General features: G+C 71.3%; 11 protein-coding genes. 4 read left to right on the forward strand and 7 right to left on the reverse strand.

Annotated elements, in window-relative coordinates:
• The first annotated feature begins 119 nt into the window (after positions 1-119).
• Positions 120-1,871, forward strand: coding sequence for a regulator (locus tag NRF20_RS32160; RefSeq protein ID WP_413753764.1), 1,752 nt, complete (start codon positions 120-122; stop codon positions 1,869-1,871).
• Positions 1,872-1,987: 116 nt separating this feature from the next.
• Here the strand turns inward: NRF20_RS32160 and NRF20_RS32165 are convergent, their stop codons facing one another.
• The 4 genes from NRF20_RS32165 to NRF20_RS32180 all read right to left on the reverse strand — a co-directional run bounded on the left by NRF20_RS32165 (position 1,988) and on the right by NRF20_RS32180 (position 9,063).
• Entirely contained in the window at positions 1,988-4,240 is a 2,253-nt protein-coding gene (locus NRF20_RS32165) for an alpha-L-fucosidase (RefSeq protein ID WP_413753765.1), read from the reverse strand.
• 17 nt (positions 4,241-4,257) lie between these two features.
• Positions 4,258-6,486, reverse strand: a complete 2,229-nt coding sequence (locus tag NRF20_RS32170) for a family 20 glycosylhydrolase (protein ID WP_413754632.1) — start codon at positions 6,484-6,486, stop codon at positions 4,258-4,260.
• A gap of 193 nt (positions 6,487-6,679) precedes the next feature.
• Positions 6,680-7,993 (reverse strand): NAD(P)/FAD-dependent oxidoreductase, encoded by a 1,314-nt coding sequence (locus NRF20_RS32175; RefSeq protein WP_398629719.1) that lies wholly within the window; start codon positions 7,991-7,993, stop codon positions 6,680-6,682.
• Positions 7,994-8,163: 170 nt separating this feature from the next.
• Positions 8,164-9,063 (reverse strand): TIGR01777 family oxidoreductase, encoded by a 900-nt coding sequence (locus tag NRF20_RS32180; protein WP_413753766.1) that lies wholly within the window; start codon positions 9,061-9,063, stop codon positions 8,164-8,166.
• Here NRF20_RS32180 and NRF20_RS32185 point away from each other — a divergent pair.
• Entirely contained in the window at positions 9,062-9,259 is a 198-nt protein-coding gene (locus tag NRF20_RS32185; RefSeq protein WP_398629717.1) for a hypothetical protein, read from the forward strand. The two genes, NRF20_RS32180 and NRF20_RS32185, sit on opposite strands and share 2 nt — an antisense overlap.
• Before the next feature lie 33 nt (positions 9,260-9,292).
• Positions 9,293-9,811, forward strand: coding sequence for an N-acetyltransferase family protein (locus NRF20_RS32190; protein ID WP_413753767.1), 519 nt, complete (start codon positions 9,293-9,295; stop codon positions 9,809-9,811).
• A 15-nt stretch (positions 9,812-9,826) separates the two neighbouring features.
• Here NRF20_RS32190 and NRF20_RS32195 read toward each other — a convergent pair whose 3' ends face one another.
• Positions 9,827-10,462 (reverse strand): TetR/AcrR family transcriptional regulator, encoded by a 636-nt coding sequence (locus tag NRF20_RS32195; protein WP_266361861.1) that lies wholly within the window; start codon positions 10,460-10,462, stop codon positions 9,827-9,829.
• 146 nt (positions 10,463-10,608) lie between these two features.
• Between NRF20_RS32195 and NRF20_RS32200 the strand changes: the two genes are divergently transcribed.
• On the forward strand, positions 10,609-11,379 hold the full coding sequence (locus NRF20_RS32200; protein ID WP_398629715.1) for an SDR family NAD(P)-dependent oxidoreductase: 771 nt from the start codon (positions 10,609-10,611) through the stop codon (positions 11,377-11,379).
• A gap of 26 nt (positions 11,380-11,405) precedes the next feature.
• Here the strand turns inward: NRF20_RS32200 and NRF20_RS32205 are convergent, their stop codons facing one another.
• Together NRF20_RS32205 and NRF20_RS32210 are read right to left on the reverse strand one after the other, a co-directional pair.
• Positions 11,406-11,927 carry a DUF4240 domain-containing protein gene (locus tag NRF20_RS32205; RefSeq protein ID WP_266365661.1) on the reverse strand — a complete coding sequence of 174 codons (522 nt, stop codon included), beginning with the start codon at positions 11,925-11,927 and terminating at the stop codon, positions 11,406-11,408.
• A gap of 61 nt (positions 11,928-11,988) precedes the next feature.
• Positions 11,989-12,960, reverse strand: coding sequence for a helix-turn-helix transcriptional regulator (locus NRF20_RS32210; protein ID WP_398629714.1), 972 nt, complete (start codon positions 12,958-12,960; stop codon positions 11,989-11,991).
• Positions 12,961-12,973: the final 13 nt, after the last annotated feature.

A 12,973-nucleotide genomic window follows, 5' to 3' on the forward strand; every position in this document is an offset into this window, starting at 1 on the left:
CTCACACGATCGGATGAAAGTGAAGCGAAGGTGGCTGCGACCGCCGCAGAGGCCGCTAAATTCACGCCGTTCCATTAGGGCTGCCCGCCCGGCCCCGAAGGCAGGAGACCGTACAGCTGATGTCGGAACGACCTCCGCAGCGCACCCCCAACCGCCGACTCGCCTCGCTCATCACCGAGGCCGGCTTCTCCAACGCCGGCCTCGCCCGCAGGGTGGACCAACTCGGGCTGGAACACGGCCTCGACCTGCGGTACGACAAGACCTCCGTGACCCGCTGGCTGCGCGGCCAGCAGCCGCGCGGAACCACCCCCGCGCTGATCGCCGAGGTCTTCACCCGGCGGCTCGGGCGCCGCCTCTCCGCGCAGGACCTGGGCCTCGACTCATGTGCCCCTGTCTACGCGGGCCTGGAGTTCGCGGCCACGCCCGCCGAGGCGGTCGACATCGTCAGCGGACTGTGGCGGAAGGACTCGGGCAGCCAAGCGGAGCTGCGCAAGATCGCCTTCACCCCGGCCGGGCTCGTCGTCCCCAGCAGGGACTGGCTGATCGGCCGGGCCGATGAGTGGGTGGGACGGGGGAGCGAGTCTTCGCCCCCGGTGCCGGGCGGCGCCGGTGGTGCCCGTGCGGCTGGTGCGCTGGGCAGGTCCGTCGGGGCCTCTGGGGCTGCGGGGGCTGCAGGGGCCACTGAGGCTGGTGGTTCGGCGCGGCCCGGTGGTCCCGGCGGGGCTCGCGGGATCGGGGCACAAGGGTTGCACGGGGCGCACTGGCCCGGCGGCAGTGGGCACGGTGTGACGGGGGCGTCCGGCGTCAGTGGCCGCGGCGGGGCCCGTGGGCCCGTACCGTCCCGGCCTTCCGGGGCATCCGCGCCACCCGGGTCCCCCGCACCCTCGACCGCTCCCGCCTCCCTGGGAACAGGGCTGCCGGGCGCCCCCGGTGTCCCCCGGCAACGGCAGAGCGGCCGCGGCCCCGGCCAACGGGTCAGCAGCGGTGATGTCGCCGCCCTGCGGTCGGTCGGCGAACTCTTCCGTGCCCTCGACAACGCCTACGGCGGCGGCCACGCCCGGCAGGCCCTCGTCCGGTATCTGGAGCACGAGACGGAGCCGATGCTTCGCGGGACCTACGGGGAGGCCATCGGGCGCCGGCTCTTCTCCGCCGCCGCCGATCTGACCCGGCTGGCGGGCTGGACCTCGTACGACATCGCGGCCCACGGCCTGGCCCAGCGGTACTTCGTCCAGGCGCTGCGGCTCGCCCAGGCCGCGGGGGACCGTGCGTACGGCGCTTACGTCCTGATCACCATGAGCCGGCAGGCGGTCTACCTCGGGCACGGCAGGGAAGCCGTACAGCTGGCCCGCGTCGCCCAGCAGGGCATCGGTTCGTCGGCGCCGCCCGTCGTCCAGGCCCTGCTGCACGCCGTGGAGGCACGCGGTCACGGGGTGCTCGGCGAGGCGAGGCTCTGCACCGCCTCGCTGGCGCGGGCGGAACGCGCGCTGGAGACCGCCCGCTCCGGGGACGAGGTGCCGCACTGGGCGCGGTACTTCGACGAGGCCCAGCTCGCCGACGAGTTCGGCCACTGCCACCGGGATCTGCAGCAGTACCGGGCCGCGGCGCAGCACGCCGAGCGCTCCCTCCAGCTGCGCGCCCCGGCGTACGCCCGCAGCAGGCTGTTCTGCCGGGTGGTGCTGGCCTCGGCGCGGCTCGGGCTCGGTGAGCTCGACCAGGCGTGCGTGCTCGGCGCCGAGGCCGCCCAGCAGGCGGCGGAGATGCGGTCGGTACGGGCGACGGAGTACGTACGGGACTTCGAGCGCCGCCTTGAGCCGTACGGGGACGCGGCTGCGGTACGCGGATACCGGGACCGGGTCGCGGCCCTCGGGTGATCCCTCCCGCGTGACCACGGATGACTCCTCCGCGTGACTCCTGTGCGCGACAGAACGGGTGGTGGCCCGGACCGGAAGCGATCGGTCCGGGCCACCACCCGTTCGGCAGGGCTCGCTCAGTGCCCGCGCACCTCGACCTCCGCCAACGACAGCGGGTTGGTGCCGGAGGCCAGCTGCACGCGGACGTACCTGCCGGAGGTGCCCGCCGGGAGCTGCACGGTGGACGGCCGTCCGGCCTGGCCGGTGACATGCACCGCCGTCACACCGGGGGCGGTCCGTGCGTCGTCGAGTCCGTCGGCCGTGATCGGAGTGTCCGAGGTCAGGACCCAGAAGTCCTTCAGTCGGTCGGAGCAGCAGTCGGTGCGGTTCCAGATGTCGACTGCGGACAGTGACTTCGACGCGCCCAGATCGACCTGCCACCATGCCTGCGACGAGGGCTCCGCGGTGTGGGTCACCGAGCCCGACTCGAAGGAGCCGTCGGTGTTCCCGTCGACGGCGCGGGAGGCAGGGGCGTCCCACGCGGTGCTCTTCTGGGTGGCCGGCTTGTTCCGGGCGAGGTTCTCCATGGCCACCGTGACCTTGACCGCCGTGGTGGTCGTGAGACGGCCGTGGCGCAGGGTGATGTCCAGTGTGTACGTACCGGGGGCCGCGGAAGCGGGCGGCGTCACGGTGAACGGGACCTTCGCGTCCGCGCCCGGCGCCAGCGGGCTCACGCGGGTGGCCGCCGGGGTGACGGTCCAGCCCTCGGGTCCGGTGAGCCCGACCCTGGTTCCGGACGCGCGCGTGCGGGCGGTGTTGGTGAGGGTCAGGGTGCCGTCGGCGGCGCGTTTGGGGTTGAGTTCCTTCGGCAGTTCGGTCCTCGTGCGGACGAGGGTGTTCACGCCCGGGGTGGTGACCTTGAAGACGTACGCGCTCGTGCTCCTGGTGGCCGACGCCCCGTCCTTCGGCGTCTCGACGATCACGCGGCCTGCGGAGTCCTTGTGCCAGGGCAGTGCGCTGCCGTCCGAACCGAGCAGAGTGATACGGGAGTCGGCGGCGACGGGTGTGTCGGCGCCGAGGGTGAGTTCGGCGCCGGGCCACTCCAGCGCGGTCGCGTACAGCGTGCCGTCCTTCACCGTGTAGCGGATCTTGTCGTCTCCGGCCGGCTCCTCGGCGTGGTGCCAGTAGGTCGTTCCGTAGATCGCCTCGCCGTTGATCTTCAGCCAGGCTCCGATGTCGAGCAGTCGCTGCTGCTGGATCTCGGGGATGGTGCCGTCGGCGCGCGGGCCGATGTCGAGCAGCAGATTGCCGTTCTTGCTGACGATGTCGGTGAGCGAGTCGATCAGCTGGTCGGAGGTGAGGTGGTCCTCCTCGGGCTCGTTCTGGTTGTAGCCGTAGGAGTGCGCGATGCCCCGGCTCGCCTCCCACTTGTTCGGGTCGATGTCCGGCTTGACCGTGTACTCGGGTGTCTGGAAGTCGAGTTCCTTGCTGTCCAGCGCACCGGTCTCGATCTTGCAGCGGTTGGCGACCGCGACTTCCTTCGGGTGCGCCCGGTTCTTCGCGCGGTTGTAGTAGTCGGCGATGACGGGCGCGGTCTTCCAGTACGAGGCGGGTTTGTCCCACTGCCCGTCGCACCAGATGATGTCGGGATCGTACTGATCGACCAGCTCGTTCAGTTGCGGCACCATGTAGTCGCCGACGTAGTCCTTGACCGACGGGGCGCCGGTGTACGGGACTTCGGCGCCGGTGTACGGGTTGCGGACCGGGCTGCCGGTGTACGACGGGTTGTACCACTCGTACAACGAGTAGTAGAAGCCTGCCTTCAGCCGGCCGCCCTCGGTGTCCTTGCGCGCCGCCTTGAACAGGTCGCCCGCCAGGTCGCGCTTCGGACCGAGGTCCACGGTGTCGCGGCCGCTGACCTTGCTGTCGAACAGGGCGACGCCTTCATGGTGCTTGGAGGTCAGCACGAAGTATTTGGCACCGGCGTCCTTGAACAGCTTCACCCAGGCGTCCGGGTCGTACTTCTCGGCCTTCCACTGACCGATGAAGTCGTCGTAGTTCGCGGCCGTGCCGTAGGTGTCCTTCTGGTGGGTGTTGGTGGCGCTGCCCTTGCTGTTCATGTAGTTCCAGTACCACTCGGCGTAGCTGCCGCGCGGGCCCCAGGCGGGCACCGAATAGGCGCCCCAGTGGATGAAGATGCCGAACTTGTCGTCGTTGAACCACGTCGGCGTGGGGTGGCTGTTGAGGGACTCCACCGTCGGCTCGTAGTCCTTCGACGGGGGTTCGGGCGCGGCGGAGGCCGGGGTGGTCAGGAAGCCGGCGAGGGCCGCCAGAGCCGTCGCTCCGACGAGCCTGGTACGGGTACGGGCATGGGTGCGGGTGGGGGTCACTGCGGGTTCCCTTCGGGTCAGCGGTTGTCGTGCGCGTAGTCGGCCCGGACCTGTTCGGGGCTCAACGCCTCGTCCCAGGTGGTGACTTCGTCGAGATCTCCGCGCAGCCCGGCCTTCTCGGTGCCGATCGAGCGCAGCGGGAGCGGAATGGACGCGTCGACCGTGCCGACGCGCTCGCCGTTCGCATACAGGGTGGTGCGGCCCGGCTCGGCGACCCAGGTCAGCTGCACCCACTGGTTCAGCGGCAAGGTGTAGTCGAAGCTGTGGTCGGCTACGCCGTAGTGGGTGAAGCCGACCTTGCCGGTGCCCCACTGCTGGAGTTTGAGCGCGCCGGCCTTCGAACTGAGCAGCACTTGGTCACTGGTCCTGCCGGTCGTCCTGACCCAGCCGGAGACGGTCCATGGTTCGGCCAGGTCGAGGCCGCCGAAGCCCACCCCCTCGCGGTCGCTGTCGAAGCGCCAGGCCTGGCCGCGCACCCCGTCCGGGATGGGAGTGGGGTTGTTGATGATGTACGAGGTGCCGGGCAGGTTCCCCGCGGTGTCCTCGGCGAAGATCGTGTTGCCGGGGCTGCCGGCCCACGTCCAGCCGCTCGGGTACGAGGCCTGGTCGAAGGTCCAGTGGTGGCTCGGCCTGCCGTCGTCGACCCGGGGTGTCACCGGGTCGGGCCGCAGGCCGGGCGGGTCGCCGAGCCGGGCGACCAGTGTCCGGAAGTCCTGCGCGGTGTCCGGGGTGGCGGAGGCGTTCCAGGAGCGGTCCGCCATGATCGCGCGGCCCGTGGCCATCTGCTGCTCGAAGTAGCCGTCGTCGGCCCAGAAGTTGTAGTCGGCCCAGTTCATCAGACCGGACCCGAGGAGATCCGGTGCGGTGCTGGGCACCCAGGAGTCGTACATCCACGCCTCGTCCGGGTACAAGTGGTGATAGTTGTTCGGCGTGTCGTAGAACGGGCCGATGGCGATCTCGTCGTGGCCGGGGATGACGGGCTCGGTGCCGGTCCCCTCCCAGGTCAGGAACACCACGGGCGCGTGGACCTGCTGCTGGGGTGCGGCGAGGTGCTCGGAGCCGTTGTAGATCGCGGTGCGCTTGCCGTGCCCGGCGACGACGTCGTCGAGGGTGTTGATGTAGCCGTTCAGCAGGTCACCGAGGGTGCTGGTGTCCGGATCGGCGGCGAGATGGTTCTTGACACGGGGGCAGTTGGCGAGCTGGCCGGGCAACTCGTCGGCGCCGATGCTGAACAGCGGGGCGTCGAACCAGCCGGCGAACTCGTCGACGATCCGGCGGGTCGTCGCGACCGCCTTCTCGCTGGTGAGGTCGACCATCCAGTTCGGCGTGAGGTGCGAGTGGGTGTGTGCCTGGGTGCACGGTTCGGGGCCGTCACCGAAGCCGATTCCGAAGGCGTCGGTGATCACGGTCGCGTGTCCGGGCACGTCGATACCGGGCATCACCTGCACGTGATACCGGGCGGCGACACGCTTCAGCCGCTCGATGTCGGCGCGGTCGTAGCTGTGTGCGGGGTCCGCGAGTCCGGGGAACTCCGGGCTGAAGAGACGGAAACCCTCGGAGTCGGAGAACTGCAGGAACAGGGTGTTGAGCTTCTGGTCGGCCATCCGGCGGACCAGTTTCTCCAGGTACTCCGGCTGCCAGTACTTGCGGCCCGCGTCGAGCATGGTCATCCGGACCGGCTGGGCGGGACGGTCGGTGGAGCGGGCCTTCGGCACGGTCAGGTGACCGGGGGCGGTGCGCAGCAGTTGCAGGAGCGTGCGCGTCCCGTAGAACAGGCCGTGGGTGGAGGCGGCTTCGATGCGGACGGCGTCCGTGCTCTCGAACCGGTAGCCCTCCGCGCCCAGTGCCCCGTGCTCGGTGAGCGTCAGCACGATGTCGCCGGCCCGTGCGTGCCGGATGTCGCTGCTGACGGCCGGAGTGACCCCGCTGAGCTGGGCCACCTCCGTACGCAGCTGCTTGGCCAGGTCCTGCACGGACTGCCGTGCAGGGCCCGGGAGTTCGACCCGTCCGGCGGGGAGCGCGGTCGTGGACCGGGACCGGGGGTCCACCAGGATGCGGGTCCTCGCCGACAGCTCTGTGTGGCCGCCGAGGTCGGTCCACTGGATCGGTCTGGGAACAACGGGAGGCCCTGGGGCGGCCGTTGCGACGCTTGTGCTCGACGCGGGTTCGTTCGGAGGCTCGTTTGCCACCGCGACGGGAGAGACAGATCCGATGACTAGAGCTGTGAGGAGCGGCAGAACGGGCATGATTCGGCGCACTACGGTCTCCTGAAGTCCGGTTTCGCCAGGACCGTAGCGGTAGATGCAGTGCACGACAAGGGTGTTTGCGGGAGTGGTGTGGACCACTCCCGAAAACGGGAGGTGGGGCGATAGATCCGATCTGTGAGGAGAGTTGGGGGTTGGGATCGGCCTGACCGGGGCAGGATGCGCGCGGGCGGACTCAGGCCGCTTCGCGCAGCTCCGCCTCCAGGTGGCCGGGCCGGATGCCCAGATCGCCGAGGATGGCGTGCGCCGCGCGGCGGCCCGAGAACAGGGCGCCCTGCACCGTGCTCGTGTCCCGGTGGTCGCCGCACACGTACAGCCCGGCGAGCAGCCGGACCGGGCGGTGCAGATCGTGCGGGGGTGGCATCGCCGGGATCGCCTCCGGGTCGTGGTGGGCGGTCAGCAGTTCCCAGTCGTCCGTGGGGGTGCCGTACAGCGCGGCGAGATGGGCGCGGACCGACCGGTCGAGGTCGGGCGGCGGGGTGCCGAGCACCGTCGACGTGATCAGGGTCCGGCCGTTCGGGGCGCGCGACGGGTCGACCTCGCTCATCACGCAGGTGTGGGCGACCGGGCCCGAGCGGTCGGCGTCCAGCAGCAGCGCGGCGCCGGTCGGCGGGGGAACGGGAGCCGTGTGGTGCAGGACCGTCACCGGGTGGAAGGGCGGCACCCGCAGACCGGGGAGCAGCTCGGCCGCGGCGCTCGCGCCGGTGGCCAGCAGCAGGGAACGGCAGCCCAGTTCACCGTGTTCCTTGGTGCGTACGGAGGTGATGCCGGCGGCGGTGACATGGACCCCGGTCCGCACGGTGCCGGGCGGCAGGGCCGCCGCCAGCATCTCGGGCAGCGCGGCCGAGCCGCCGGACGGTACGCACAGTCGGCCGCGTGCGTAGCCGCGCAGGGCGAGATCGGCGCAGCGGCTCGATGTGGTGAGCCCGGGGTCGCTGAGCAGCGCCGTGAGCAGCGGGCGCAGAAAGCCGTTGACCGTACGGGACGGCAGGCCGCGGCTGGACAGGGCGGCGAGCGCGGTCTGTTCCGGCCGGGCCAGGATGCGGGACGCCGGGGTGGTGGCGAGCCGGGCCAGGGCGGCGCCGAGCCGGGCCTGGTCGATCGGCCCGCCCATCGGCGGGCGGGGGGCGCTCGCCAGGGCGCGTGCCGCCTTGAGTGCGCCCCGTGCGCTCCGTGTGTGCCGTACGTCGCCGGTCCGGTGCCGGTGCCCCTCGCTGTGGACGAGGACCCCCGGTGCGAAGTTCCTCAGCAGGAGCCCTTCGAGACCGGGCGCGGTGCGCAGTTCCGGATACGAGGTGCTGAGGAGCGGGCCGATGTGGTCGAGCCGGAACCCGTCCACCTCCTCGGTGGTCATCCGGCCGCCGACGCGTGGGCCGGCCTCCAGAACGCTGACGCTGACCCCTGCACTGGTCAATTGATGGGCGGCTGACAGGCCGGCGATCCCGGCACCGATGATGACGACGTCCGCGTGGTGTGCCGTGCTGAGCACGTGCCCCTCCCCGAGTCGGCGCAACTGCTGGGAGGCTCTTGCCCCCAACAGGCCCCCGGAATGCCCGAGTTCGCCACGAGGCTAGGAGGGGGCCGGTTCGGGCACAGTCGCGCGCGGCCCGGGGCACCGTTGCACGGGGTCGCACATCCGTGTGATTCGACCGTTCGTGGTCAGCGCAGCGCCGCGCGAATGGCGCCGTCGATACCGGGGAAGGCGAAGGTGAACCCCGAGTCCAGCAGCCGTGCGGGCAGCACCCGTTGGCTGCCCAGCACGTCCTTCGCGAAGTCCCCGAGGGCGATCCGGAGCGCGGGTGCCGGGACGGTGAACAGTGTCGGACGGCGCAGCACGCGCCCCATTGCGGCTGTCACCTCGCCGTTGGTCACGGGGCCGGGGCCGGTCAGGTTCACCGGTCCGGACAGCGACTGCGTGTCGAGGAGGTGTCGCAGGGCCGCGATGTGGTCGTGCAGTGCGATGAAGCTCCAGTACTGGCGCCCGTTGCCGAGCCGTCCGCCGAGCCCCGCCCGGAACAGTGGGAACAGCCGCCCCCAGGCCCCGCCCTCCCGGGCGACGACCAGACCCGTGCGCGCGTACACCGTCCGGATGCCTGCCGCTTCCGCCGGGGCCGCGGCAGCCTCCCAGTCCACGCAGACGGACGGCAGGAAGCCCGTGCCGTGCGGCGCGCTCTCGTCGACCGCGCGGTCCCCGGTGTCGCCGTAGTAGCCGATGGCCGACCCGCACAGCAGCACCTTCGGCCGTACACCGAGAGAGGCCACCGCCTCGGCGATCGCCGCTGTGCCCAGCACCCGGCTGTCCCGGATCTCCCGCTTGTACTCCTCCGTCCAGCGGTGGTCGCCGACCCCGGCGCCGGCGAGATGGACGACGGCGTCGCAGCCGACCAGGCCCGCTCCGTCGACGTAACCCCTCTTCGGGTCCCACTCGACCTCGTCCCCGGCGCGCGCCGGGTGCCGGACCAGGCGCACGACCTCGTGCCCGTCGGCCCGCAGCGAGCGCACCAGCGCGGCTCCGATGAGTCCGGTGGATCCGGTGACAGCGATACGGGAGTACACCATGGCCCCATCCTGCCGCAGCGGCACAGGGGGCGCCTCGCCCGTATCACTCGTCACGCCCGAATCACTCGAACAGCAGTTGCAGGGCGACATCCCGGTAGTGGCGTACATGCTCCAGGGCGCCGACCGCCGCCGCCTCGCTGTCCGCCGTGAGCTCGACCCGTTCGGCTCCGCCGAGCGCCCGGCAGATATGCGCTGACGCGACCGGGCGGGTCGTGGCACAGTGGCGCCCATGCCCAAGATCCACATCCGCCCCGTCCGCCCCGCCGTGCTCTCCGACGACACCGCTCTCGGGGAACTCGACCGGGCCACGTGGTCGACCCTCCACGCCGTAACGCCGCGGCCGCACCCGCCGTACGAACCGTTCTTCGACGACCGCAACCGGCCCGAGCACCTGCTCGTGGCCGAGGCGGAGGACCCGGCGGGTGAGATGCGCATCGCCGGCTACATCCGGGTCGACGTGCCGACCCCGCTCGCCTGCAACACGCATGTGCGCCAGATACAGGGCCTCGCCGTGGCCGACTGGGCGCGCGGCGGCGGTGTCGCCAGGGCCCTGCTGCGGGCGGCGTTCGCAGCGGCGCGGAGTGACGGGGCGAACCGGATGACGCTGCGGGTGCTCGGGCACAACGCACCCGCGCGGGCGCTGTACGAGTCGGAGGGGTTCGTCGTCGAGGGTGTGCTGCCCGGCGAGTTCTTCCTGGGCGGGCGTTACGTCGACGACGTGATGATGGGCCGCTCGCTGGCGCCGTGACTCCTTGTTTCCCGCTCAGCCCTTGAAAAGCCGCATGCCACCCATGAGTTCATGAAGGCAGCGGACCGCCAGATCGGAAGGTGAGCCGGGCCCGCTCGTCGGCGCGTCCGTCTCCGCCCAGGCTTCCAGCGCGACGCGTACCGCGTCCGTGGCGGCCGCTGCGGCGAGCCGGACCTCCAGCGGGTCCGCCCCGTCGCCCGCCAGCCGGGTCAGCACCGGCAACAGCCGTTCCTCCGAATCCTGATTGACCCGGTACCAGACGGCACGCAACGCCGGGTCCTCCACCGCTGCCCGCAGCAGCCCGCGCGTCCAGCCGAGCTGGTCGGCGGCGTCCGCGCCCGGCACCCGGAGCGCCTCGGTGACCGCCTGCTCCAGCACCCCGGCGAGCGCATCCCCCGGCTCGGCCGCCTCCAGCAGCGCCCGCCAGCGCTCGGCGCCGCCGGAGAGCAGTGGGCCCACCGCGTCCTGCTTGGAGCGGAAGTACCGGTAGAAGGTACGCAGCGCGACGCCCGCCCGATGGGCGATGTCCTCCGCCGTGGTGCCTTCGGGCCCGCGCTCGGCGAAGAGCGCGGCGGCGGCGCGCGCGATGTCCAGCTGGGTTGCGGCCTTACGGCGTTCGGTGAGGGACGGCTGACTCGGCTCGGTGCTCATTCCCAGGAGATTACCCCGACAGGGGAGAGGCGTGCATGAAATGACGTTGTGGCAAAACGTGCCACTTGGGCGTACGGTGGACATCGATCGGTGAAGTATCGAGACAGCCTCGGGACAGCAGTCACCGGGATCGGGAGAGAACAGACATGAACCGCTACGAAGGCCGCCGCGCACTCATCACCGGTGGCGGCTCCGGCATCGGCCAGGCCACCGTCCACCGTGTCCTCGCCGAGGGCGGCCGCGTCGTCGCGGCCGATGTCAACGAGACCGGGCTGAAGGCCACGTACGCGACAGCCGTGGCGAACGGCGCCGCCGACCGCCTCACCACCCTCGTCCTCGACATCTCGGACGAGGCGGCCGTCCAGGCGGGCGTCGCCTCCGCCGTGGCCACCCTCGGGGGCCTCGACGTACTGGTCAACGCGGCCGGCATTCTGCGCTCCGAGCACACCCACAAGACGTCGCTGGAATTCTTCAACAAGATCCTCGCGGTCAACCTCACGGGGACGTTCCTGATGATCCGTGAGGCGATACCGGCCCTGCTGGCGGGCGACAGGCCGGTCGTCGTGAACTTCTCCTCCACCTCGGCGAGCTTCGCGCACCCCTACATGTCGGCGTACGCGGCGAGCAAGGGCGGCGTCCAGTCGATGACGCACGCGCTGGCGAGCGAGTACAGCAAGCAGGGGCTGCGGGTCGTCGCCGTCGCGCCCGGCTCGATCTCCTCCGACATGACCAGCGGCAACGGCCCGGGGCTGCCCGCCGATGCCGACATGTCGCTCTTCATGAAGCTGTCTCCGGCGCTCGGGGAGGGCTTCGCCAGCCCGGACACCGTCGCGGGCGTCGTCGCGATGCTCGGATCGCAGGACGGGGCGTTCATCACGGGTACGGAGATCCGGATCGACGGCGGAACCCACTTCTGACGGGGCCGGCAGGGCCCCGGGCGCGTTCAGCCGGCTCCGAACCGCTCCCAGAGCGCGGGGAAGCGTTCCGCCAGCGCCGCGTCGTCCTCGAAACTGACGGGGGTGCCCTCCGGCTCGGAGGCCTGGGGCGGCAGCCCGAGGTCCGGGGTGACCACGCCGGTGAGCTGCTCGTACGCCTCGTCGGCGGCATAGCCGAGATCCTCGGCGTCCCCGTCGATCTCCTCGTCGAAGTCGTCGAGGAGATCGGCGAGGCTGTCCGGATCGTGCAGAGCGCCCTCGAAGATCTCCCGGCCCTGCCCGATCAGCCAGCAGCGGAAGAAGTCGAAGGCGTCGTCGCTCGCGCCGCCGAGCAGTACGGCGGCGGCACCCCACAGCTCCCAGCGGTAGGCGCGGTTGTAACGGGCCTCGAAGTGCCTGGCGAAATCCAGCACGGCTTCGGGATCGAGCCGCACCAGCCGTTCGACGAGCAGATCGGCCTGGTCCTCGGGGTCGCCCTCGGCGGCCTCGCGAGTGCTGTCGATGATCTCCCAGAACTCCGTCTCGTCCATCACGGGACAAGCATCGGCCTTGACGGCGGGCGACGCACGCGGACGCGGCGAAAAGAAGCCTTCAGCGATAGAGGTCGCGCAGGCGTTCGGCGGCAGCGGTGAAACGCGCCCGCAGAGCGGCCGGTTCGAGGACCTCCAACTCCGGCCCCAGGGCCATCAGTTGGCTGTACGCGACATCGAGGGACTCGACCGGCAGGGTGACGGTGAGCTGTCCCTGTGCGTCGGGCGGGCCGGCCGCGTCCAGCGCGTCGTGGACCGCCGAACGGTCCATGGCGTACGGCAGTCGGCGTACACCCTCCTCCGTCACCCGTACCGTCACCTCGGTACGCAGGAGCGAGCGGGCGAACTGGGCGGCCCGCTCGTCCCAGAAGCCCGGAAGATCGAATTGCTCGTCGCGTTCGAACCGTTCGTCCGACACCGCGACGGCCGAGAACCGGTCGATCCGGTACACCCGGAAGTCGTCCGCCACGCGGGCGCAGAGATACCAGACCCCGGCCTTCAGGACGAGTCCGTACGGGGCCAGCTCCCGCTCCACCTCGTCGTCCCGGCCGCTGCGGCGGTAGCGGGCGTGGACGATCCGGTCGTCCCAGACCGCCTCCGCGACGGCGGGCAGCAGTTCGGGGGTGACCGGCTCCTGGTACCAGCCGGGAGCGTCCAGGTGGAAGCGCTGGGCGGCGCTGTCCGAGGCGCCCTGCAGGGACGGCAGCAGGGCCGCCGACACCTTGAGCCTGGCGGCGGACGCGGCGTCCTCCAGGCCCATCTCGCGCAGGGCGGACGGCAGCCCGGAGAGGAAGAGTGCCTCGGCCTCGTTACGGGCGAGTCCGGTGAGGCGCGTGCGGTACCCGCCGACCAGCCGGTAGCCCCCGGCCCGGCCCCGGTCCGCGTACACCGGGACGCCCGCTTCGGAGAGTGCCTGCGCGTCCCGGGTGACGGTCCGTTCGGACACCTCCAGCTCCTGGGCGAGCTCGGCGGCGGTCATGGCGGGGCGGGACTGCAAAAGCAGCACCATTTTGATGAGACGGGCAGCACGCATGCGGCCATTGTGG

It is taken from the genome of Streptomyces sp. R-74717, from assembly GCF_047305335.1.
Taxonomy (GTDB): Bacteria; Actinomycetota; Actinomycetes; order Streptomycetales; family Streptomycetaceae; genus Streptomyces; species Streptomyces atratus.

Excerpts from the sequence above, each read along its gene's own strand:
- NRF20_RS32160 (WP_413753764.1), top strand. The coding sequence starts at position 120 with ATGTCGGAACGACCTCCGCAGCGCACCCCCAACCGCCGACTCGCCTCG.
- NRF20_RS32170 (WP_413754632.1), bottom strand. The coding sequence starts at position 6,486 with ATGCCCGTTCTGCCGCTCCTCACAGCTCTAGTCATCGGATCTGTCTCT.
- NRF20_RS32185 (WP_398629717.1), top strand. The coding sequence starts at position 9,062 with ATGGCCCCATCCTGCCGCAGCGGCACAGGGGGCGCCTCGCCCGTATCA.
- NRF20_RS32180 (WP_413753766.1), bottom strand. The coding sequence starts at position 9,063 with ATGGTGTACTCCCGTATCGCTGTCACCGGATCCACCGGACTCATCGGA.
- NRF20_RS32190 (WP_413753767.1), top strand. The coding sequence starts at position 9,293 with ATGCCCAAGATCCACATCCGCCCCGTCCGCCCCGCCGTGCTCTCCGAC.
- NRF20_RS32195 (WP_266361861.1), bottom strand. The coding sequence starts at position 10,462 with ATGAGCACCGAGCCGAGTCAGCCGTCCCTCACCGAACGCCGTAAGGCC.
- NRF20_RS32200 (WP_398629715.1), top strand. The coding sequence starts at position 10,609 with ATGAACCGCTACGAAGGCCGCCGCGCACTCATCACCGGTGGCGGCTCC.
- NRF20_RS32205 (WP_266365661.1), bottom strand. The coding sequence starts at position 11,927 with ATGGACGAGACGGAGTTCTGGGAGATCATCGACAGCACTCGCGAGGCC.
- NRF20_RS32210 (WP_398629714.1), bottom strand. The coding sequence starts at position 12,960 with ATGCGTGCTGCCCGTCTCATCAAAATGGTGCTGCTTTTGCAGTCCCGC.